The 22,030-nt window shown below is 36.5% G+C and carries 22 protein-coding genes; 16 read left to right on the forward strand and 6 right to left on the reverse strand.

Going from position 1 to position 22,030, the window contains the following annotated elements; all coding sequences use genetic code 11:
* The first annotated feature begins 32 nt into the window (after positions 1-32).
* The 3 genes from CRS_RS22290 to CRS_RS22300 all read left to right on the forward strand — a co-directional run bounded on the left by CRS_RS22290 (position 33) and on the right by CRS_RS22300 (position 4,356).
* Complete coding sequence (locus CRS_RS22290) at positions 33-1,286, forward strand: sensor histidine kinase KdpD (RefSeq protein WP_142726153.1); 1,254 nt, start codon at positions 33-35, stop codon at positions 1,284-1,286.
* A gap of 12 nt (positions 1,287-1,298) precedes the next feature.
* The gene (locus CRS_RS22295) at positions 1,299-1,982 is read left to right on the forward strand and encodes a response regulator transcription factor (protein ID WP_142726154.1); all 684 of its coding nucleotides are present in this window, start codon (positions 1,299-1,301) and stop codon (positions 1,980-1,982) included.
* Positions 1,983-2,058: 76 nt separating this feature from the next.
* Positions 2,059-4,356 (forward strand): GH92 family glycosyl hydrolase, encoded by a 2,298-nt coding sequence (locus CRS_RS22300; RefSeq protein WP_142726155.1) that lies wholly within the window; start codon positions 2,059-2,061, stop codon positions 4,354-4,356.
* A 104-nt stretch (positions 4,357-4,460) separates the two neighbouring features.
* On the opposite strand, the gene CRS_RS22305 is transcribed toward CRS_RS22300, so the two are convergent.
* A complete protein-coding gene (locus tag CRS_RS22305; protein ID WP_142726156.1) occupies positions 4,461-5,798 on the reverse strand; it encodes a dihydroorotase in 1,338 nt (445 codons plus the stop codon).
* A gap of 101 nt (positions 5,799-5,899) precedes the next feature.
* Between CRS_RS22305 and CRS_RS22310 the strand changes: the two genes are divergently transcribed.
* From CRS_RS22310 to ribA, 8 genes are all read left to right on the forward strand, one after another.
* Positions 5,900-7,327, forward strand: a complete 1,428-nt coding sequence (locus CRS_RS22310; RefSeq protein ID WP_142726157.1) for an oligosaccharide flippase family protein — start codon at positions 5,900-5,902, stop codon at positions 7,325-7,327.
* A 153-nt stretch (positions 7,328-7,480) separates the two neighbouring features.
* Positions 7,481-8,497 carry a sugar phosphate nucleotidyltransferase gene (locus CRS_RS22315; protein WP_142726158.1) on the forward strand — a complete coding sequence of 339 codons (1,017 nt, stop codon included), beginning with the start codon at positions 7,481-7,483 and terminating at the stop codon, positions 8,495-8,497.
* Positions 8,498-8,598: 101 nt separating this feature from the next.
* The gene (locus CRS_RS22320; protein ID WP_142726159.1) at positions 8,599-9,444 is read left to right on the forward strand and encodes a DUF4292 domain-containing protein; all 846 of its coding nucleotides are present in this window, start codon (positions 8,599-8,601) and stop codon (positions 9,442-9,444) included.
* Positions 9,441-11,003 (forward strand): M23 family metallopeptidase, encoded by a 1,563-nt coding sequence (locus CRS_RS22325; RefSeq protein WP_142726160.1) that lies wholly within the window; start codon positions 9,441-9,443, stop codon positions 11,001-11,003. Before CRS_RS22320 ends, CRS_RS22325 begins: the two co-directional genes overlap by 4 nt.
* A gap of 31 nt (positions 11,004-11,034) precedes the next feature.
* Entirely contained in the window at positions 11,035-11,247 is a 213-nt protein-coding gene (locus tag CRS_RS22330; RefSeq protein ID WP_002981818.1) for a twin-arginine translocase TatA/TatE family subunit, read from the forward strand.
* A gap of 15 nt (positions 11,248-11,262) precedes the next feature.
* Entirely contained in the window at positions 11,263-11,877 is a 615-nt protein-coding gene (locus CRS_RS22335) for a DUF4254 domain-containing protein (protein ID WP_142726161.1), read from the forward strand.
* On the forward strand, positions 11,874-12,332 hold the full coding sequence (locus tag CRS_RS22340; RefSeq protein ID WP_142726162.1) for a hypothetical protein: 459 nt from the start codon (positions 11,874-11,876) through the stop codon (positions 12,330-12,332). The genes CRS_RS22335 and CRS_RS22340 overlap by 4 nt, the downstream gene beginning before the upstream one ends.
* Before the next feature lie 18 nt (positions 12,333-12,350).
* Entirely contained in the window at positions 12,351-12,947 is a 597-nt protein-coding gene (ribA, locus tag CRS_RS22345; RefSeq protein WP_142726163.1) for a GTP cyclohydrolase II, read from the forward strand.
* A 190-nt stretch (positions 12,948-13,137) separates the two neighbouring features.
* On the opposite strand, the gene CRS_RS22350 is transcribed toward ribA, so the two are convergent.
* Positions 13,138-13,692: a hypothetical protein gene (locus CRS_RS22350; RefSeq protein WP_142726164.1), complete on the reverse strand. Its 555-nt coding sequence runs from the start codon at positions 13,690-13,692 to the stop codon at positions 13,138-13,140.
* Positions 13,693-13,806: 114 nt separating this feature from the next.
* Here CRS_RS22350 and CRS_RS22355 point away from each other — a divergent pair, with 114 nt between their 5' ends.
* The 5 genes from CRS_RS22355 to CRS_RS22375 all read left to right on the forward strand — a co-directional run bounded on the left by CRS_RS22355 (position 13,807) and on the right by CRS_RS22375 (position 18,798).
* The gene (locus CRS_RS22355; protein WP_142726165.1) at positions 13,807-15,510 is read left to right on the forward strand and encodes a glycoside hydrolase family 3 protein; all 1,704 of its coding nucleotides are present in this window, start codon (positions 13,807-13,809) and stop codon (positions 15,508-15,510) included.
* A gap of 25 nt (positions 15,511-15,535) precedes the next feature.
* The gene (gene bshA, locus CRS_RS22360; RefSeq protein ID WP_142726166.1) at positions 15,536-16,684 is read left to right on the forward strand and encodes an N-acetyl-alpha-D-glucosaminyl L-malate synthase BshA; all 1,149 of its coding nucleotides are present in this window, start codon (positions 15,536-15,538) and stop codon (positions 16,682-16,684) included.
* 27 nt (positions 16,685-16,711) lie between these two features.
* Positions 16,712-17,968, forward strand: a complete 1,257-nt coding sequence (locus tag CRS_RS22365; protein WP_142726167.1) for a DUF2851 family protein — start codon at positions 16,712-16,714, stop codon at positions 17,966-17,968.
* A gap of 92 nt (positions 17,969-18,060) precedes the next feature.
* On the forward strand, positions 18,061-18,282 hold the full coding sequence (locus CRS_RS22370; RefSeq protein WP_027373948.1) for a PspC family transcriptional regulator: 222 nt from the start codon (positions 18,061-18,063) through the stop codon (positions 18,280-18,282).
* Positions 18,283-18,285: 3 nt separating this feature from the next.
* Positions 18,286-18,798 carry a GNAT family N-acetyltransferase gene (locus CRS_RS22375; RefSeq protein ID WP_142726168.1) on the forward strand — a complete coding sequence of 171 codons (513 nt, stop codon included), beginning with the start codon at positions 18,286-18,288 and terminating at the stop codon, positions 18,796-18,798.
* A 41-nt stretch (positions 18,799-18,839) separates the two neighbouring features.
* Here the strand turns inward: CRS_RS22375 and CRS_RS22380 are convergent, their stop codons facing one another.
* From CRS_RS22380 to CRS_RS22395, 4 genes are all read right to left on the reverse strand, one after another.
* Entirely contained in the window at positions 18,840-19,574 is a 735-nt protein-coding gene (locus CRS_RS22380) for an SIMPL domain-containing protein (protein ID WP_142726169.1), read from the reverse strand.
* 80 nt (positions 19,575-19,654) lie between these two features.
* Entirely contained in the window at positions 19,655-20,467 is an 813-nt protein-coding gene (locus tag CRS_RS22385) for a carboxypeptidase regulatory-like domain-containing protein (protein ID WP_228451325.1), read from the reverse strand.
* A gap of 19 nt (positions 20,468-20,486) precedes the next feature.
* Positions 20,487-21,275: a hypothetical protein gene (locus CRS_RS22390; RefSeq protein WP_142726170.1), complete on the reverse strand. Its 789-nt coding sequence runs from the start codon at positions 21,273-21,275 to the stop codon at positions 20,487-20,489.
* Positions 21,276-22,022, reverse strand: a complete 747-nt coding sequence (locus CRS_RS22395) for a carboxypeptidase-like regulatory domain-containing protein (protein ID WP_142726171.1) — start codon at positions 22,020-22,022, stop codon at positions 21,276-21,278.
* Positions 22,023-22,030: the final 8 nt, after the last annotated feature.

The raw sequence follows: 22,030 nt of genomic DNA on the forward strand, positions 1-22,030 counted from the left end.
ATAGATATTTTTGGATAATATTGTTTCAGGAAATGAAAATAAAGAGACTCAATATTATCATAACGCTGGGATTTGTTGCTATTATCGGAATTTTAATAGCACAGCTGATGTGGACGATACAGGCTTATAATCTCGAAGATAAAAAATTTAATCAGAAGGTCAATATTGCTTTAATGGAGGTCGCAGAAAAACTCTCCGGAGGAAAGACATCCTACACCGAAAACCCTGTACAGAATATTGCCAATGACTATTATGTAGTCAATATCAACAATGAATTTCATCCGGTCGTTCTGGAATATTACCTGAAAACACAGTTTACCCGTTTTCAGATCAATACAGATTATGTATATGCACTATACAATTGTCATAGTGATAAAATGGTGTACGGAAAATATATGACCTCACATCAGGAAAGCCCCAGCAACAAAGTGATCAATTTCCCAAAGCATAAAAACCTTATTTATTACTTTTCTATACGTTTTCCTGATAAAACCACTTATCTTATCAGTTCATTAAGATTCTGGTATCTCCTTACTTTTGCCCTTATCATCATTCTTCTGGTGTATGTATATTCTATCTATACCATTATTCAGCAAAAGAAATTTTCAGAATTGCAGCGGGATTTTATCAACAATATGACCCATGAGTTTAAAACCCCTTTATCCTCCATACTGTTAGCATCAGAAGCGCTTAATAAACAGGATCTGGTACAGGATAATTCCAAACTGCAGACCTATACATCTATTATTATCAATCAAAGCCATAAGCTCAATAATCATATTGAAAAGATACTGAATATTGCAAAAAATGATGTTTCCGGTTTATCATTAAAACCTCAAAAAATACTGCTGCTTCCTTTTATTCAGGAGATTGCAGACAGTATACAACACAAGAATAAAGACCTCAGCATTGAGATTGACATTGAATACAGTACTTCAATAATGGCTGATGAGTTTCACTTTACCAATATCATTTATAACCTTATCGATAACTCCATCAAATATTGTGAAACAAAACCATTGATTAAAATTTCAGCCCATAAAGATTCAAAAGGACTATATTTAAAGTTTAAAGACAACGGAATGGGAATTCCTGTTAAAAATATTCCTCATATTTTTGAGAAATTTTATCGGGTACATACCAAAAGAAGTGAAGAAGTGAATGGTTTTGGATTAGGATTGTTTTATGTAAAAAAAGTAGCTCACCAGCATCACTGGAAAATTTCTGTGGAGAATAATGAAGACCAGGGAATAACCACTACCATCTTTTGCCCGTTTTCAAGTTAATCATGTTTAATTATGGAGAAATCTAAAATTTTATATGCCGAAGATGACCAAACCATAGCTTTTCTGGTGGAGGACAGCCTGGAAAGTTATTATGATATCAGCTGTTATGCAGATGGCAAATCTGCATTGGAAGCATTTAACAGTCAGAGTTTTGATATTTGTCTGCTGGATATCATGATGCCGGGCATAAACGGTTTTGAATTGGCACAGCAGATACGCAGTAGGAATTCTGAAATACCTATTATTTTCATTTCTGCAAAAGCTTTAAAAGAAGACAGAATCAAAGGACTGAAAATAGGCGCTGATGATTATCTGGTTAAGCCCTTCAGCATTGAAGAACTAATGTTAAAAATTGAAGTTTTTCTGAAACGTACCAAGAAAACAGATACCGCTCCTCTACGATATAAAGTTGGTAAATATAGTTTTGATCCTAAAAACTATACGCTGCAAGGCATAGACCACAATATTACCCTTACCCAGAGAGAGTCTGACCTTCTTTTATATTTTATCCGACATAAAAATCTGGTGGTCAAAAGGCAGGACATCCTGAAGGCAATCTGGGGTGATGATGATTATTTTATGGGCAGGAGCCTTGATGTGTTTATTTCCCGATTGAGAAAGGTATTGGCCGAAGAACAGAATATTTTAATAGAAAACCTTCACGGAATAGGCTTCCGTTTTTCTGAGAAAGAATAAATAGTATTTAAGCTTATCTAAAACACAACAGAAATGATGATTTTAATTAATTTTAAACTTTGAAAATTGATCATTAATGAAACATCACAGCCCTACTGTTTTTCTATTTCTTTTATTTTTAAGTGCACAGTTTAAAGCTCAAAAGTTTGAGAAACTAACACAATATGTCAACCCACTGATCGGAACTGAAAAGATGGGGCATACTTATCCCGGGGCCACTGTTCCTTTTGGAGCTGTACAGCTAAGCCCTGAAACAGACACCATTTCTTATGAACTTAAAGGAAAGTACAATGGTGAGGTTTACAAATACTGTGCTGGGTACCGTTATGAGGATAAGACCATCGTAGGTTTCAGCTCTACCCACTTCAGCGGAACAGGGCATTCTGATCTCGGAGATTTTCTGATCATGCCTACCGTAGGGAAACTCCAGCTGAATCCCGGGACAGCTTCTAACCCTGAAAGTGGCTACAGAAGCAGATTTTCACATCAGAACGAAACAGCTGAAGCTGGATATTATAAAGTAAAACTGGATGATCATAATATCCTTGCTGAGTTAACAGCAACACCAAGAGTGGGAATTCACCGATATACTTTTCCAAAATCTGACCAGTCCCATATTATTATGGATCTGATGGCCGGTATTTACAATTATGACGGAAAAAATGTATGGACCTACGTTCGTGTGGAAAATGGAAATACCATCACAGGTTACCGTCAGACCAATGGCTGGGCCAGAACCAGAACGGTATATTTCGCCATGAAATTTTCAAAACCCTTTAAATCGTATGGTCAGAAAAACTATGATGAAAAACAGGTTTACAAAGGATTTTGGAGAAAATTTGACCAAAATCAGAACTTCCCGGAGATTGCAGGTAAGAACCTGAAAATGTATTTTGATTTTGACACCAATGAAAATGAAACCATTGAGGTAAAACTTGCCATTTCTCCCGTAAGCCAGGCCAACGCTTTAGAAAACCTGGAAAAAGAAGCCGGGAATATGACTTTTGATCAGATTAAAGCTATAGCCCAAGACAACTGGAATAAAGAACTAAATAAAATTGTCATCAAAGGTTCTGATACAGAAAAGACAAATTTTTATACAGCCATGTACCATACCTTTATTAATCCTACGACTTATATGGATGTCAATGGAGAATATAAAGGGCTGGATCAGAATATTCATAAAGCAGACGGCTTTACCAATTATACAACTTTCTCTTTATGGGACACTTACCGTACCCTACATCCATTTTTTAATATTATCCAGCCTAAGCGGAACAGTGACATGGTAAAATCCATGATGGCTCATTATCATCAGTTTTCTATGAAAATGCTGCCGATCTGGTCACATTATGCGAATGACAACTGGTGTATGAGTGGCTACCACAGTGTAAGTGTAGTAGCCGATGCTATCATTAAAGGTAATTATGAAGGGGATCCTGAAGAAGCCCTAAAAGCCTGTATAGAAACGGCTAACAAAAGAAATTACGAAGGCATAGGCCAATATATTGACCTTGGATACATTCCGGCAGAAAAAAATGGCACTTCCGTTTCCAATACATTAGAGTATGCCTATGATGACTGGGCCATTGCCCAATTGGCAAAACATTTGAACAAAACAGAAATCTACAATCAGTTTATCAAGCGATCTGAAAACTGGAAAAATAATTTTGACAAAACCATCGGGTTTATGCGTCCTCGCCTGGCGGACGGAAGTTTCAAAAAAGATTTTGATGTGTTAAGCACCCATGGACAAGGCTTCATTGAAGGAAACTCATGGAACTATAGTTTCTTTGTTCCACAAAATCCGGATGAACTGATTACGATGATGGGAGGAAAGAAGAAATTTGCATCCAAACTGGACGAACTGTTCACCATGCATCTCCCTGATGAATTTTTTGCTGACACTGAAGATATTACAAGGGAAGGGATTATCGGTGGGTATGTTCACGGAAACGAACCGGCCCATCATGTAGCTTATCTGTATAACTGGGCAGGTCAGCCATGGAAAGCTCAGGCACAGATCCGACGTATTCTGGAAATGCAGTACAAAGCTACACCAGACGGACTGGGCGGAAATGATGATGCCGGGCAAATGAGTGCATGGTATATTTTAAGTTCATTAGGATTTTATCCTGTAGCTCCGGGATCAGAGAACTATTCTATCGGAAGCCCTGCGATTGATCATGCTGTACTGAATCTGGAAAACGGGAAAACTTTTGAAATTGAAACCATCAATCAGAGTCCGGAAAATGTGTATGTCCAGAAAATTCTTCTGAATGGAAAAGAGATTAAAAACTTTATATTGAAGCATTCTGAAATTATGAATGGAGGAACGCTAACGTTTTATATGGGAAGTAAAACGAAGAAGTAAGAAGATGAATGGATAAAATAAGTTTTGGCTAAAGCCAATAGAAGAATACTAATAAAGAGAGCGGGCTAAAGCCCGCTCCTATTGAATTTTGAAATATTATCTTATTAATCTCTAGGTTCAAAAAGCAATCTCTCTCCGAATTTCCCTTCTGCAATTTTACCATTATCATACACCAGGTGTCCATTGACAAAAGTATGGGTAACTTTCGAATGGAAATTCGTTCCTTCTAATGGGCTCCAGCCACATTTATACAGTAAGTTATCTTTGGAAACCGTCCAATCCTGATTTAAATCTACCAAAACAAGATCTGCTTTATATCCTTCTCTCACAAAACCTCTTTTTTCAACTTTAAAAAGAATAGCAGGATTATGAGCCATCTTTTCAACGATCTTCTCAAGGGATATTTTACCGTTTTTATAGTTTTCCAGCATTACCACCAGCGAATGTTGTACCAGAGGTGCTCCTGAAGGGCATTTGGTATACACGTTGTTTTTTTCTTCTGCGGTATGCGGTGCATGGTCTGTGGCAATAACGTCAATTCTGTCATCCAACAGGGCTTCCCAAAGAGCATCTTTATCCTTTTGGGTTTTCACAGCCGGATTCCACTTTATAAGACCTCCTTTTGTTTCATAATCTTCGTTGGTAAAAGTCAGGTGATGCACACATACTTCAGCAGTGATCTTTTTATCTTTTAACGGAATATCATTTCTGAAAAGCTCCATTTCTTTTGCTGTCGAAAGGTGGAAAACGTGAAGTCTTGCTCCTGTTTTTTTCGCAAGTTCAATAGCTTTGGATGAGGATTTATAACATGCCTCCTCACTTCTGATCAAATGATGGAATTTAACAGGAATATCTTCACCATATTCCTCCATGTATTTCTGAGTATTGGCCCTGATGGTAGCCTCATCTTCACAGTGAACCGCAATCAGCATTTTGGTATTGCTGAAAATATTTTCCAGTGTCTCAGGATTATCTACCAGCATATTTCCTGTAGATGATCCTAAAAATAACTTGATCCCGGGAACATTTCTTGGATTTGTTTTCAAAACTTCCTCAAGATTATCATTCGTTCCTCCCATCATAAAACCGTAATTGGCATACGCTTTTTGGGAAGCAGTCTCGTACTTATCTGCTAATAATTCCTGAGTAACAGCATTCGGAACAGTATTCGGCTGATCAATAAAACTTGTTACTCCTCCCGCAATCGCTGACCTTGATTCACTTTCAATATCTCCCTTATGGGTAAGCCCAGGCTCACGGAAATGAACCTGATCATCTATTACACCTGGAAGAAGATACTTACCAGAACCGTCAATCATCTGATCTGCCTCTTCAGAAATTCCCACAGCTATCTTAGAGATTAAATCATTTTCTATTAAGACATCGCTTTCAAAAATTTTCCCTTCGTTAACAATACTTACATTTTTTATAAGAACTTTCATTTCAATTTATTTCCCCGTAAAATTAAGATTTTAAGTTTTAATTCACCTCAAAATCACCAACCGAATGCTTAAAGTTTTACATTTGCAAAAAAATTTCGACTTTGTATAAGAAACTATTAGGACAGACAATCATCTACGGAGTGGGAGCAATAGCACCAAGAATTATTCTATTCATCCTTAATCCACTTTTGATCTATAAGATTCCCAATGAAGGTTTTGCAATTTTCACGCAGCTTTATGCGTGGATTTCTTTTGTTAATATTATCCTTTCTTTTGGTTTTGAAACAGCTTATTTCAGATTCTCAGCTGAAGAGGATAACGAGAAAAAGACGTTCAACACTTCGTTCTGGTTTTTATTTTCTACCTCCACTATTTTCCTTGCACTGTGTTATTTATTCAACCAGCCCATTGCAGATTATGCCGGGTATCATGACAATCCTGAATACATCAGATGGTTCGCACTGATTGCCTTTTTTGATAATTTACTGGTCATCCCTTTTGCATGGCTGCGCTTTCATAATAAACCGATCAAATATTCTGCAGTAAGAATTGTTCAGTCTATATTTCAGGCTGTTTTTACAGCCGCTTTATTCTTCTGGATTCCGGAAAATGTATCAAGAAGTATTGGTCTGGACCAAAATGTAGACTATCCGTTTTTCAGTAATCTGGCAGGAAGTGCATTAGGCTTTTTATTGTTGTTTCCTATTATATTAAAGGTAAGGTTTCAGTTTGTAACTTCTTTATTCGGGCGTATGATCAAATACTCCTTCCCACTGATGCTGGCAGGACTTGCCTTCATGGTAAATGAAAACTTTGATAAATCCATTCAGAGAAATCATATCACTGATGAAGAGGCAGGAGCCTACGGTGGATGCTATAAGCTGGCAGTACTGATGACCCTTTTTGTAACAGCCTACCGAATGGGTATTGAGCCCTTCTTTTTTAAACAGATGGATAAAGGGGATGCTAAAAAAACTTATGCCAATGTAGCTGAGTATTTTGCCTTTTTTGCAAGCGCTGTTGCTTTAGGAATTATTGCTAATATATCCTGGCTGAAAGCCGTCTTTATTCCTAATAAGTCCTATTGGATCGCCATAGATATCATCCCGATTATTGTCATTGCCAATCTTTGCTTCGGAATATATTATAACTTTTCAACATGGTATAAAGTAACAGACAGAACCAGTATGGGAACTGTTATTTCATGGCTTGGTGCAGGAATTAATATCGCTCTTAACCTTTTAGCTTTGAATTACTATCACAGTATGATCGGTTCTGCTTGGGCCACTTTTGGGGCCTATGTTATTATGATGATTGTCTCCTATCTGCTAGGACAAAAATACTACCCTATTCCTTACAGAATGAAGAAAATGTCTTTCTTCCTGATACTGCTTGGAATTTTCAGTTTTATCATTGTAAAATACCTCAACTATAATATTCTGACAAGTAACCTTCTATTTTTAATCTTTACCGGAATTTTGATTTATTCTGAAAAAAACCTGATTTTATCAAGAATCAGAAAGAATTAAACTTTGGTCTTTATTTTGCTTGTAAACAAACCTATTGTTAATTTAAACAAATATTTAAAAAGATAGAAATCATACCTCATCAAAGGTTTTAATTATTATCTTTAACCTTAATATTTAAAACAACTAATAAAACATCTTTTATACATATAATTTATGAAAATTATTGTTCCTATGGCTGGACGTGGTTCCAGATTACGTCCACATACACTGACCGTTCCAAAACCTCTTATTCCTATTGCAGGAAAACCTATCGTACAGAGACTGGTGGAAGATATTGCTAAAGTTGCAGGAGAAAATATTGAAGAGGTAGCGTTTATCATCGGAGATTTTGGCCCTGAGATCGAAAGATCCCTGATTCAGATTGCTGAAAAGCTGGGAGCAAAAGGTAGTATATATTATCAGAATGATCCTCTTGGAACCGCTCATGCCATCAAATGTGCCGAGCAGTCCATGCAGGGAGATATCGTTATTGCTTTTGCAGATACTCTTTTCCGTGCAGATTTCCAGCTGGACAAAAATTCTGATGGTGTAATCTGGGTGAAGAGCGTTGAGGATCCATCTGCCTTCGGAGTAGTAAAATTGGATAACTACGGTTTTATTACCGACTTTGTAGAAAAACCGCAGACCTATGTTTCAGATCTTGCCATTATTGGGATCTACTATTTCAACAGTGCTGAAAAGCTGATGGATGAGATCAATTATATTATGGACAATGATATTAAAAACGGAGGCGAATATCAATTGACAACAGCACTTGAAAATCTAAGAGCAAAAGGTGCTAAGTTTACCCTGGGTAAAGTGAATGACTGGATGGACTGCGGAAATAAAAATGCTACAGTAGAGACCAACAGCAAAATTCTTGAATATGAAAGAGAGGAAATGACTCATTACCCTGCTTCCGCTGTGATTGAAAATTCCCTGATTATTCAGCCTTGCTTTATTGGTGAAAATGTAAAGATCTCCAATTCAAAAGTAGGCCCTGGCGTTTCTTTAGGGAACAACACAACTGTTGTAAACTCTAATATTGAAAACTCCCTGATTCAGGAAAACACCAGAATCAATCATGGAAACCTTTCCAATTCTATGATTGGTAATTCAGCACAGTATTTCGGAGTTGCCAGAGAAATTTCTTTAGGAGATTATTCTGTTTTAGATTTTCTGTCTAAATAGAAATTATTTAACTTAAACAAGATAACATCAGGCCACACAAAAGATTTTGTGTGGTTTGGCGTTAATATTGCACCGTATTTTTATTAATTAAAGATAAATACATGAAAAATTGGATTCCACTTCTTTTATTGCTTCTTGCCCTATCATCCTGTAAGACCCGTACAACTGCTCAAAATGATACAGATCATGCACGGGACAGCATTAATGCCGTAAAGGACAATGGAAATCCAAAAGATGCCAATGAACCTGTGAGAGACAAGCTCACTTTCTATGAACATGTATTAATTCCACCTAAGTTTGACCAGATTAAAATCGACAGTAAAGTAAAGGTAGAAACAGGTAGTTTTGTACCTACACTTGATGCCACTATCTATATTGAAAATGATAAAAAGGTATGGATGAATCTCAGAGCCCTTTTTATAAATGCAGCCAGAGGTATTGCCACTCCTGAAGGAATCAAAGGGCAGGATAAAATCAATAAAACCTACATAGACTCTGATTTCGACTACCTCAATAACTTACTGAATGTCAATTTTATTGATTATAAATCATTGGAGAAAATCCTTTTGGGAAGAACCTTTGTAAAGATCAACGACAGACAGTTTGATCTGACCCGGAATGCGCAGGGATTTAAGATGGTTTCCAATGTCAATCAGAAAATTGTAACAGATGAAAAAAACAGGGAGTATAAAATTGCCCTGCAATATGATACCAACTATGATTTGCTGAATGTCAACTTAAAAGATATCCTGTCTTCAGATGAGCTGGATGTTTCTTATAGTGACTGGAATGAATACGAAGGAATCCGCCTTCCCAAAAATGTTAAAATAATTATAAAAGGCTCAAAATCTAGTCAGATTTTATTGGAAAATACGAAATTTGACTTTTCGAGGATGGAAACACCTTATTCTGTACCATCCAGTTATAAGAAAATTGAGATTAAATGATTAGAAAATTTAGCTTTTTAATAGGTGTTTTGATGTTTGGACTGCACCAAGGACAGCAGAACAAAGAACAGCTGCAGAAGCAGAATGCCGAACTTAAAAAACAAATTGCACAAATAAATTCCGATTTAGCCAAAACCAGAAGTGAATCTAAACTTTCTATTGCTTATCTTTCCAATGTCAACCAAAAATTGGTATTGAGGGAAAAAGTCTATAACAACACTCAGAAAGAAAAAAGGTTCATTGAAGATGATATCTATTTACGTCAGCTGGAAATTAACCGTCAGAACAGAGAGCTGGCCGTTCTAAGAAAAAACTATGCTGAGGTTTTGGTGAATGCTTATAAAAATAAAGGTGTACAGAACAAAGTGACTTTTATTCTTTCCGCTAAAAATTTAGGGGAAGCTATACGAAGGGTACAGTACCTGAAACAATATTCTGATTACCAAGATAAAAAAGCTGCAGAAATCACTGATGCAGCCAATCTGATCAAGAAAACCATCGCACAAAAACAAAACTCTGTAAAAGAGAAAGAAAACCTTTTGGTTAATCAGCAGAAGGATCTGGCGACAATCAATGCAGAAAGAGCCCAGAAAGAACAGCTTGTAGCCGAATTTAAGAAAAATGAATCCAAACTGACTGCAGAACTTAAGCAGAAACAAGTTCAGTCCAAAGCTTTGGAAGGGCAGATCAGAGCCATCATTGCAGAAGAAATAAGAATCGCTAAAGCTGAAGAAGAAGCTAGAAAAAAAGCTGAAGCTGAAAAAATACGTTTGGCAAAGCTGGCTGCTGAAAGAGAAAAAGCAAGAATTGAAGCGGAAGCTAAAGCAAGAGCAGAAGCCCTTGAAAGAGAAAGAAGACTTGCAGAGGCAGAAGCTAAAAAAGCCGCTGAACTAGCAGCAAAAAGAGCAGAAGAAGAGAGAAAACGCAGCGAAGAAGCTGCCAAGGCAGAAGCCAACGCAAGAGATGAAGCCAGAAGAGTCGCTGCTAAAAAGGCCTCAGACGAAGCCAATGCAAGAGCTAAAGAAGCTGCAGATAAATTAACCGCAGCAAGAGCTGCAGAAGCAGCCCTTGCTAAAAGAAAAGAAGACGAGAAAAAGGCAGCTGAAACAAAGGCCATGACAAGCTACGGAGTCACCACTGCTGCGGGAAGCAGTTTTGCTGACAACAGAGGAAGACTTGGCTATCCTGCTGACAGAGCCGGACAGATCACCCACCGTTTCGGAAGACAGCCACACCCGGTTTTCAAAAATATTACCGAAGAGAATAATGGTATTAAAATCTCTGTTCCTTCCGGTACACGGGCTAAATCCGTATTCCCGGGATCGGTATCCTCAGTACTGGCTAACAATGACGGGACCAAAACCGTGATCATCAAACACGGAAGCTACTTTACCATTTATTCCAACTTAGCAAATGTAAGCGTTTCCAAGGGACAACAGGTTTCTTCAGGAACTCCTGTAGGCACCATAGCTCAGGATTTTGACGGCGCCTATACACTTGATTTCCAAGTATGGAATGGAAGTACACCAGTTGATCCGTTAGGTTGGATTTCATATTAAAAAAAGTGTACCTTTGTAGAAATTTTAAGAGATGAATACATTAACAATACTTGCCTTATCTTGGCAGCACATCCTTATCGTGGCAATCATTTTAGTATTGCTTTTTGGAGGGAAGAAAATTCCGGAATTAATGAGAGGAGTAGGTTCAGGAATCAAGGAATTTAAAGATGCAGTAAAAGAAGAAGATAAACCGGGTTCTGAAAATAAATCGGCTTCCAATAACAATAATTCTTCAAGCAACTAAAATTCCTTAGAATTAATGAAATTTACTGAGACTGCATGGAAAATCTTCAATCAAGCTATTGAAGACTATCACGTGTCTGATGACGTTAACACTCTAATTAATAACCCGTTTGAAAAAGATAGTTTGGAACGGATTTTGTATGCAAAGAACTGGATTGATACCGTTCAATGGCATCTGGAAGATATAATTAGAGATGAAAATATTGACCCGGCTGAAGCTCTTCAACTCAAGAGAACAATAGATGCTTCCAATCAGAAAAGAACTGATCTGGTAGAATATATTGATAGCTGGTTCCTTAATAAGTTTGAAAATATAACTCCTAAATCTGAAGCAAAAATAAATACCGAAACTCCCGCTTGGGCAGTAGACAGATTATCAATTCTTGCATTAAAGGTTTATCATATGTCGTTAGAAGCCAATAGAGAATCCGCTTCTGAAGAACACAGAAACAACTGCCAGGCTAAACTGGATGTTCTGCTTACTCAGAAAGAAGACCTATCAACTTCTATAGATCAGTTGCTTACTGATATTGAAAACGGTAACGTTAAGATGAAAGTTTACAAACAAATGAAAATGTACAACGATGAAAGTCTTAACCCAATCCTTTATCAAAAAGGGCAACAGAAATGAAACGACTATTTTTTTTTGGAGTACTTATCATATTAACATCTTCCTGCGCAACAGAAAAGCTAAATCTTTCTCCGTTGTCAAATAATTTTTATAGTGATACTAAAGGTTCTGATTCCGACAGAAGCTCAAAGAAGAATTTTAATATCAATATTAAAGAGAATGTAAATGCTTCTGAAATTTCAAATATGATCTCTACTTTTCCAAAGTTTAAAAACAACGGAATAAATGATGAGATTACAAATTTGAAATACAGTCTTCAGAATTATTTATATGCTATTGATGCCAGTAATTCTACAGGAAAAAGCAGAGCCCTTAAAAGCTTCGAAAAATCATACAAAAAAATTCAAAAGCTAAGGCAGAATCTTGACAGAGACGACGATGAGGTTCTCAACAGGTATTTGGTTCGTTTAAAAACCAATATTTCTGTTATTGAAGATACTTTGCCAGGAAGTTAAAAACCAATTGAACAATCAATGATTAAAATTCAGGCGGAAGCCAATGTTCCTACAGAATACGGTACTTTCCGAATGATAGCTTTCTCCGAAAACGCAAATGACTGGATGCCTCATATGGCCATCGTTGCTGAAAACACAGATTTTTCAAAACCAGTCAATGTTCGTTTCCACTCAGAATGTATTACCGGAGAAGTTTTCCATTCAAAAAAATGTGAATGCGGCCAACAATTAGATGCTGCAATGAAATATATTCACGAAAATGGTGGTATCATTATTTACCTTCGCCAGGAAGGAAGAAATATCGGAATCATCAATAAGCTTAAAGCATACTCACTACAGGAAAAAGGACTGGATACTGTACAGGCAAACCTTGAACTGGGACTTCCTGCAGACGACAGAAATTTTGGAGTAGCCATTGAAATTCTTAATATGCTGAATGTGAAAGATATCAACCTTTTGACCAATAATCCTGAAAAAGTAAAGTATGTGGTCAACAGCAATATTCACCTTAATTCACGAGTACCACTACAGATTCCAGCCAATGAAATAAGCAAGGGCTATCTGCAGACAAAAAAAGATTTCTTTGGACATCTCCTGGATGACAATGATAACTAAATAAAACAAAAAGCTTCAGTATATTTCTGAAGCTTTTCTTTTATCATTTATTCAGTTTTTCTTTTCAAACCTATAAGCATAGTTTGCATAAATACTGATCGAAATATTTATTTTTACGGCATATAAATCAAAAGCCCCGGAAGTGAACTCCCGGAGCTTTTTTAATTATAAAAAACTGAAAAGATATTTCTTAATTTTTAACTACGATCTTAGACTCATCAATATTGTAATATTTAATTACACTGTTGTAGTCTGAATAATCAACCGTAGATGTTGCTGTTGCACTCTTAGATGTACCGGTTTTCGCAGGAACAATTACAACCCTGAATTTTTTGTTTGTATAGTATCCCGGGTTATTATCTAAATTAACTCCATTTGTAGATCTTACATCGATTCCGATATCAAACTTACTGAAGTCATATGAATACTCAACTTTATCCGCCCCATTATTAGGATACTCAGTATAGGTAAGTAATTTCCAAATTGGAGAATTATTATTAGTAAGCCCTGTCTGTAAATAGATAAGAACTACATCAGATTCAAGTAACGGGCTTTTGAAAGCATCATCAAAATGATATGTATAGCTATCCTGTTTTACAAATTTTGGAATAATGTCATACGCTGTAGAGTATGTATCATTATCTGTACCCGGATTTACAACAACAGGATCATTGTTGCTGTTATCACAGCTATATGCTAAAAAACCTAACCCGGCAAGTAATATAAGTGGAAGAATTTTTTTCATTTCTCTTAAAGTTTAGTTATTATTTATATTGCGTATTCAAATCATATACCAAAAATTTCAAAAACTTTGTTTTCATCATTTTTTTAATTGTATTTTTGTTCTTATTCAAAAGTCATGAAGAAATTAATATATACTTCACTCTTTATTGTTGCATTGATAAACCCTAAGGCCAAGGCCCAGTATCAGCCAAAAAATGCATCCAAGGAAGATTTGAAAAAGGCTCAGCAATGGGTTGATAAAACGTACAAAAATCTTTCTCAGGATGAAAAACTTGGACAGCTTTTTATTGTTGCACTGTATACCAATAAAGGAGAGGATTATATCAGTCAGGTAAGAAATATTGTTACTAACGATAAAATAGGAGGTTTGATCTTAATGCAGGATGATGCCGCAAGGGAAATCAGTCTGGTGAATGAATTTCAGCAAAAATCGAAAGTTCCTCTGATGATCGGTATGGATGCGGAATGGGGTCTGTATCAGAGAATTGCCACCGCTCACAAATTTCCATGGGCCATGACATTAGGTGCTATCCAGGATAAAAATCTTGTCTATCAGATGTCTGCAAAAATTGCTGAAGACTGCCACAGAATGGGGATCAACTGGGATTTTGCCCCGGTAGTGGATGTGAACACCAATCCCGATAACCCAATCATTGGCAACAGAAGTTTTGGTTCTGAAGTGAATAATGTGATCAATTCTGCCCTATCCTACTCTAATGGTCTTCAGGATAACAATATACTGGCAGCTATTAAACATTTCCCAGGCCACGGAGATACGAGTACAGATTCTCATCTTGACCTTCCTGTAGTTTCTCATAACATTGACAGGCTTAATGCAGTAGAGCTGGCACCATTCAAAGCTTTAATGAACAAAGGAATAGGCGGTGTAATGGTTGCCCACTTATATGTTCCAAACTTAGAATCCGGAAAAGGAATTCCGGCTTCTGTTTCTAAAAATATTATTACCGGATTACTTAAAGATAAATTAGGCTTTAAAGGTTTAATCATTACTGATGCTCTCAACATGGGCGCTGTAGCCAATAAATACAAACCTGGTGAACTGGACGCGATGGCTTTTAAAGCAGGAAATGACATTATGCTTTTCTCACAGGGTGTTTCTGAAGGCAAAAAACTGATTCAGAAAGCCATTGATAAAGGAGAAATCCCACAATCCAGAGTAGAGGAAAGTGTAAAAAAGATCTTATTGACCAAGTATTTTCTCGGTCTTACCCAATACACTCCAAAGAATCCGGAAAACATCAATGCTGACCTGAATAACAATTCCCATACCCAGCTGGTACAAAATCTTTATTCTAATGCATTAACTTTATTAAAAGATGAAAAGAAATTACTTCCTCTTTCAGGTAAACCAGTTTATTATGTTCCTCTGGAAGAAGCTCCTTACCAGACTTTTGCCAACAGATTGGGGAATAATATTATCATCAAAAAAGCTGGGGAAATAAACACGATACCGGCAGGTTCTACAGTAATCGTAGGTCTTCATAAAGATAATTCAACCGCTTATAAGCCTTATAAGATTTCAGCTGAATCTAAAAAAACACTTTCTGATCTTACCAAAAATCAAAATGTCATCCTGAATGTATTCGGAAGTGCTTATGCATTAAAAGATATCGACATTTCAAGAGTATCAACAGTTCTTGTTTCTTATGAAAACAATGATGATTCTATGAACGCAACTGCTGATGCTCTCAACGGAAAAACAAAAATATGGGGAAAACTTCCGGTACTGGTCAATGATCAGCTGAAGCCGGGAATGGGTATAGAACTTAATGCCATTACCCCAGCAAATACCAAATAATACAACATCAAACAACAATAATCTAATGAAAATAGGCATACTTTGCTATCCTACCTATGGAGGAAGCGGAATTGTAGCAACAGAATTAGGAATGTCTCTCGCCAATAAAGGATATGAAGTACATTTCATCAGTTCTGCACTTCCTGCAAGATTAGACATTACCAACCCGAATATTTTCTTTCACAGGGTCAATGTTCAGACCTATCCGCTTTTCCAGTATCAGCCTTATGATATTGCTTTAAGTTCCATGATCTACAGGGTTGTCAATCTTTATAAACTGGACCTTCTTCATGCACATTATGCCATTCCTTATGCGTATGCAGCTTTTACAGCGAAACAAATGCTGAAGGAAGATAATAATGATATTCCTTTGGTCACTACCCTGCACGGTACAGACATTACTCTTGTAGGCCAGCACCCGAGTTATAAACATGCTGTAGAATTTTCAATCAATCAGTCTGATGCTATTACATCAGTTTCTGAAAGTCTGAAAAAAGATACGCTTCAGTTTTTCAATATCAAAAAAGAAATTCAGGTAATTACCAATTTTATTGACAATTCCGAATTTGATGACTGCTCTGAATGCCAGAGAACACAGTTCGCCAATCCCGATGAAAAAATCCTGATCCATGTATCCAACCTCCGCCCTGTAAAACGTGTGGATGAAGTATTACAGATCTTTAAAAATGTTGAAAAAAAGGTAAAATCCAAACTGATCATTATCGGAGAAGGACCTGATATGGAAAAAGTAAATCAGTTTCTGGAAGAGAATCCGGATCTTATTTCCAAAATCCGTCTTTTAGGAAAGGTGAATGATCTTTATAAAATCTTACAGCTTTCTGACGTATTCCTTCTTCCTTCAGAACAGGAGAGTTTCGGACTGGCAGCCCTGGAAGCGATGGCAGCCTATACTCCGGTAATCAGTTCCAATGCAGGAGGAATTCCTGAAGTAAACATTCAGGGAGAGACCGGATATCTTGCTGAAATCGGAAATGTAGAAGCCATGAGCAACTACACCATCAAATTGCTGAGTAATGATGAGCTTTTAACCAAAATGAAGCAAAATGCGAAAGATCAGGCAATAAAATTCGATTTGAAAAACATTCTTCCTATTTATGAGAAAATGTATAGAACAACCATAGAAAATTTTAATAAGGAGCTGACGAAAGTATAATATTTCTGTTATATTTACGTCACACTTATGACGGAAAAACTACTTCAATATCTTTGGAACTATAAAGCTTTCAGACATTTTAACTTCAAGGATATTGAAGGAAACCCCGTTGAGATCATTCACTTCGGAAAATGGAATAAAAATGCCGGCCCCGATTTTCTTGATGCTAAAATCAAGATCAGCGGATTATTGCTGGCAGGTAATATAGAACTGCATACCCGTTCTTCTGAATGGATTTTTCACCACCATTCCCAGGATCCCAATTATCAGAATATCATTCTTCATGTTGTTTTTCAGCACGACATTGAAATCTATGAGCTTAGCGAAAAGAATGTGCCTACTCTGGAGCTGAAGACCTATATTGATGAAAGCATCATTGCAAAATATGAGAATATCATTAAGGGAGATAAATTCATTGCCTGTGAAAATATTTTTGATCCTAGAAAAATACCGATCAATTTCCACGAAGAAAATATTCTGAAAAAACTGGATGAGAAAGCTTCAGAGCTTGAAGAAAGTCTACACCGATATAAAAATAATTTTGAGGCTGTTTTATTTCACAGCTTTGCTTATTCATTCGGATTAAAAGTAAATGCCCATATTTTCAGACAGCTTGCAGAAAGTATAGATTACAGTATCATTAATAAAATAAGGCAGAATCCTGTTCAGCTTGAAGCCTTACTGTTTGGAATTGCCGGATGGCTGGATAATCCACAGGACAGCCAGATGAAAATATGGAAAAGAGAATTTGATTTCATTACAGCTAAATTTTCTATTTCAGACCTGAAATTCCGTCCTAAATTTCTAAGGTTAAGACCTCCCAATTTTCCTACAATCCGATTTTCTCAGCTTGCAGATCTTTATAAAAATCAGAATTTATTTTCTAAAATTATGGAGGCTGACAACTCAGATCAGATATATAACCTATTTAAACCTGTGAAAGCTTCAGCGTATTGGGATTTTCATTTTAATTTTGGCAGCATTTCCAAACTACAGCCTAAAACATTGAGTAAAGATTTTGTTGATCTTCTTATTCTGAACACAGTTCTTCCTTTAAAATATGCTTATCGCAGATATCATAAAGAAGAGATTGCAGATGAAATTATTGACTTGTACAGAACCTTTTCCGCCGAAAAAAATACCATCACTACAAACTGGAAAAAACTTGGACTGAACATTGAGAATGCTTTGGAAAGCCAAAGCCTGATCTATCATCATAAAAACATGTGCGAAAACAAAAACTGTTTAGACTGTGGTATCGGATTTAAGCTTTTAAAAGAATAACTGTATCTGAAGGTTATATGATTCAAAATCTTTGTCAAAAAATTTTCTTACCTTGCAGTATTGGATTTAAACTTTTAAATAACAATCTGGAAATGCTGAGTAATATCCGTCATAAAATGGAAAGAGAATGGTTTGGCGTACTGACAAGAATGGGGGCCAAGTTGGGAATTCCTGTTTCCAAATTGAGAATTTTCTTCATCTACTCTACTTTTGCAACCGCCGGTTTTTTCTTTCTGATCTATCTGGGATTGGCATTTACCCTTTGGATTAAAGATATTTTCATCACCAGAAGACCAAGCGTCTTTGATTTATAATTTATGGAATTTTTACCAATTACTTCTGCTGAAGACCCCAGAGTTCAGGAAATCTATACATCTTACACCACAACTTTTCCTGCAGATGAACAACGAGACCAGAAACATTTTTTAGGATTATTTACCAATCCTCATGTAAAATTCATGTCCGTCATTCATGAATCTGAAGAGGTAGGATATCTCATCCTGTGGGAATTGAGCTCTTTTGTTTTTGTAGAACATTTTGAAGTTTTTGAGAGGTTTAGAAGTAAAAAACTGGGATCTACGATTATGAATCATTTATCAGAAAGTTATCCAAAGATTATTCTGGAAATTGAACCGGCTGATTCAGGTGAGGATGCGTCAAGACGCTATTCTTTTTATCAGAGAAATAATTTTAGTCTGATTGATACCACTCATGTACAGCCAAGTTATGGTGAAGGGAAAAAATCTCTGAATCTGTGGTTGCTTGCCAATTATACTCCTGAAAATTTGGAGGAAGCTAAAAGAGAAATTCTTGATATCATTTATCATTAAAATATAAAGCCAGAATAGTATCTTTTTCTGGCTTTTTCTTATTAGTTTACTTCGTACTCCAGTTTGATTGTAATACTGGCCTCTTTTTCTTTGGATGAAGTATTGAAAGTCCCACCATAAGAATAGTCTTCATTCGAGTTAGGTGCTGTAATCTGAATCACTCCCATTGTTGCTTTCTTCAGATTTCCCAGGCTGCTTCCTGAATTTTCTGCAATTTTTTCAGCGCGCTCTTTTGCATCTTTTGTTGCACTGGCAATCATCTCCTGTTTCACTGTCGTCAGCTTGGTATAGAAATAGGCAGGTGACGAAGAGGTGAATTCTATGCCGCGGTTGATAATTTCAGTAATATTTCTGGAAAGATTTTCTATTTTGCCCACTTCTTTACTTTCAATAGAAACCTTTTGAGTAAGATTATAGCCGGAAAATTCTCCCTGTACATAATTTCCGTTTGAATCATTATAGCTTCTGAACTGTTTTTGAATATCTACAGAAGAAAAAACAATCTCCTTCTGTTGTATCCCTTTTGAAAGCAGATAGTCATTGATTACTTTTCTATCTGTCGCCAGCTCATCATAAGCAGATTTCAGATCCATATTATTTTTAGAAAAACTTCCGGACCAGGTGATCAGATCTGAAGTGAATTGTTTTGTTCCCAATCCTGTTACAGAAATGGTATTTTCAGATTTGTTCCTGTTCTTAATGGCATTCCCTAAAAACCCAAGACCGATAACGAAACCTAATGCTGCAACAGCTACTGCAAAAATGCTTTTATTCATAAAATATGTGAATTTGGATTGTTATCCTAAAATTGTATCAATTTCCATTCCAATATTTTAAGATTTCATTAACATTTAAATTACTTTTCATGCTGTTCCAGCCTTTCCATAAAAAGAGGCACTGTTTCTTCCAATCTCAACATTACGCCGGAAAGGTTTCTGGCCTTCACATAGGTTCTTACCTGAGGTTTTGCTAAAAATGAAAACTCAATAAATTCTGAAATTCTGTCGGCTGGGATTCCCGCTTTGACAAAATATTCATCATCTATCCTGTTGCGAATCCAGGCAATATGCTCCTGGAGATCATCATATTTATATTGTCTTTTCTGTCTTTTGGCTTTACCGCTTATCAGATCATACACCCCCTGAACATTCAGGTTTCCTAAAAGTATCGGTAAAAGGACACTCTTCACTTCTGCCGGTTTCTCTCTCATCTTTCCAACTGGCTGCGGAAGACCTACAGCATCTCTTACCTGTTCTCCTTTATCTACTTTGGCTACAATCCGGGAATCCGCTTCCAGATCTCCAGTCAGTTTTTTAACAATCTTTACTTCTCCTACGTCCTTCGGAATCTGATAAAGGACAATATACAACGGCAAATTGATATCACTGGTAAGAATCCTTCTTGAAGTTCGGTTAAAATCTTCCTTTACGAATCTTAATTCATCATTAAGATTGGCATCAATAGAAAATATTCCTTCTGCATCAGAATATACTTTTTTGTCGGTAGACATGTTGATCACAATTACTTTACTCAAGTTTTCTCCATTGTCATCCACTATGCGTCCTGTCACAGTCTGCTGGGAAAAAATGAAAGTGCAGCAAAGAAGCATCAGGAAAAGAAAAATTTTTCTTATTCCAAATGAATTGTTATTTTCTATGATATAACCCAATTTTTAATTTTTGTAAATACTATTTATTCGTTTTACTGTACTCGCCAAAGGCGATTTTAAGTTCATACTCAATGGTCGTGATACTAAAATCTTTACGGTATCTTTTTGCCAATGAACGGGTTTTATCAGCATAAAGAAGAAATGCATCAATCTGTTCCTCATCCATTCCGTATTTTCTCAGGAAATCCAGATTGACTTCATTTCTTACCCTTTTAAGGAAATCCTGTGTCTCATTATAATTAGCTTTAGTGACTTTAGGCTTTGTCAATTTCTTTACAGCATTAAATACACCAAACAGATTGACCTGCCCCGCATTGAAATCATGACCGGTAAAAGTCCTGGAAACAGCATTACTAGGTAAGGGCTGATTCAGCGGGCTCTTCATATACTCCTCCATATCTGACTTTAATGCCTGTAGCTTTCTGGATTCATTCAAATGCTGATTATCTTTAGCGAGATTTCCAGTAGGTCTATATTTAACCCTCACTTCCGGAATCTGGATTTCTATTTTTTTCAGAATAATATTCAATGGAGTCCTGAAATCCTCTCTGGCTATTTTTTTGTCAACCCGATAATAACCTTCCTTTACAAATCTGATCTCATCATTTTCCTGGGCTTCCATCGTAAAGTTTCCGGACATATCACTCAATATGCTCTTATTCCCCGAAATGTTAACAATAAGTACAGGAGTTAAATCCTGCTCATCGCCTGTGATGATCTTTCCTGATATTCTTTGCTGTCCCCACAATTCTGAAGCGATGCAAAAAAGCACCAGAAACAATAGCCTGTTGATACGTTTCATTTCCATTTACCTTTGAGTTTGTGGAGCACGATACGATGAAATTCTTGTCAGGACAAAACGTTGAAACCTATTCAGATCCGCATCACTGCAAAATCCATATTTCAGTATTTTTTTCCTTTCAAAACCTCCTGCAAAAACATAATAAATAAAGTGGTCAATCAGAGGTTTCTCTATTTTGAGATTGGTAAAGTAATCATCACCCAAACTTGCTCTGATGTACTTCATTAAATCTACATCATCCCATTTATCTTTAACTTTCCCTATGGAAAATCCCTGTCCTTTCGGCTGCACAAATTCCCCTGGTTTCGCAGCCAATATTCTGGGATCTGATTTCTGGGAAATATACCGGTCAATTTCTTTGGTCAGTTTGTCAACCTTTTGGGGTTTATTATAGAGTTTTGAATCTATTTTCAGGTTTCCGGTAAGACCTTGTTTTACTTCAACTTCCGGGATCTGAATAGTTTGCCGTACAAGGCTGATGTTCATTGGAGACTGGGTATTTTCCTGAGAAACTTTTTTTGTGAGGCGCTCATAACCGGCTTTTATAAAACGTAATTCATCTCCCTTTCTTCCGGAAATCATAAAATGGCCGTCTTTGTTTGAAACTACAATCTCATCAGTTCTGATATTAATAACGTTCACATCCTGCATTTCAGCACCATCTTCAGAAGTAATTTTCCCGAATATATAACTTTGGGCATGAATATGAATAGAAAGAACAAAGGATAAGAAAAAGAATAGTTTGAGTTTCACGGGCCGTT

Origin of the sequence: Chryseobacterium sp. ON_d1 (assembly GCF_006829085.1) — a bacterium.
GTDB lineage: Bacteria > Bacteroidota > Bacteroidia > Flavobacteriales > Weeksellaceae > Chryseobacterium.

Excerpts from the sequence above, each read along its gene's own strand:
- CRS_RS22290 (WP_142726153.1), top strand. The coding sequence starts at position 33 with ATGAAAATAAAGAGACTCAATATTATCATAACGCTGGGATTTGTTGCT.
- CRS_RS22365 (WP_142726167.1), top strand. The coding sequence starts at position 16,712 with ATGACGGAAAAACTACTTCAATATCTTTGGAACTATAAAGCTTTCAGA.
- CRS_RS22325 (WP_142726160.1), top strand. The coding sequence starts at position 9,441 with ATGATTAGAAAATTTAGCTTTTTAATAGGTGTTTTGATGTTTGGACTG.
- CRS_RS22340 (WP_142726162.1), top strand. The coding sequence starts at position 11,874 with ATGAAACGACTATTTTTTTTTGGAGTACTTATCATATTAACATCTTCC.
- CRS_RS22305 (WP_142726156.1), bottom strand. The coding sequence starts at position 5,798 with ATGAAAGTTCTTATAAAAAATGTAAGTATTGTTAACGAAGGGAAAATT.
- CRS_RS22370 (WP_027373948.1), top strand. The coding sequence starts at position 18,061 with ATGCTGAGTAATATCCGTCATAAAATGGAAAGAGAATGGTTTGGCGTA.
- bshA (WP_142726166.1), top strand. The coding sequence starts at position 15,536 with ATGAAAATAGGCATACTTTGCTATCCTACCTATGGAGGAAGCGGAATT.
- CRS_RS22315 (WP_142726158.1), top strand. The coding sequence starts at position 7,481 with ATGAAAATTATTGTTCCTATGGCTGGACGTGGTTCCAGATTACGTCCA.
- CRS_RS22390 (WP_142726170.1), bottom strand. The coding sequence starts at position 21,275 with ATGGAAATGAAACGTATCAACAGGCTATTGTTTCTGGTGCTTTTTTGC.
- CRS_RS22375 (WP_142726168.1), top strand. The coding sequence starts at position 18,286 with ATGGAATTTTTACCAATTACTTCTGCTGAAGACCCCAGAGTTCAGGAA.
- CRS_RS22355 (WP_142726165.1), top strand. The coding sequence starts at position 13,807 with ATGAAGAAATTAATATATACTTCACTCTTTATTGTTGCATTGATAAAC.
- CRS_RS22300 (WP_142726155.1), top strand. The coding sequence starts at position 2,059 with ATGAAACATCACAGCCCTACTGTTTTTCTATTTCTTTTATTTTTAAGT.
- CRS_RS22335 (WP_142726161.1), top strand. The coding sequence starts at position 11,263 with ATGAAATTTACTGAGACTGCATGGAAAATCTTCAATCAAGCTATTGAA.
- CRS_RS22320 (WP_142726159.1), top strand. The coding sequence starts at position 8,599 with ATGAAAAATTGGATTCCACTTCTTTTATTGCTTCTTGCCCTATCATCC.
- CRS_RS22330 (WP_002981818.1), top strand. The coding sequence starts at position 11,035 with ATGAATACATTAACAATACTTGCCTTATCTTGGCAGCACATCCTTATC.
- CRS_RS22350 (WP_142726164.1), bottom strand. The coding sequence starts at position 13,692 with ATGAAAAAAATTCTTCCACTTATATTACTTGCCGGGTTAGGTTTTTTA.
- CRS_RS22295 (WP_142726154.1), top strand. The coding sequence starts at position 1,299 with ATGGAGAAATCTAAAATTTTATATGCCGAAGATGACCAAACCATAGCT.
- ribA (WP_142726163.1), top strand. The coding sequence starts at position 12,351 with ATGATTAAAATTCAGGCGGAAGCCAATGTTCCTACAGAATACGGTACT.
- CRS_RS22380 (WP_142726169.1), bottom strand. The coding sequence starts at position 19,574 with ATGAATAAAAGCATTTTTGCAGTAGCTGTTGCAGCATTAGGTTTCGTT.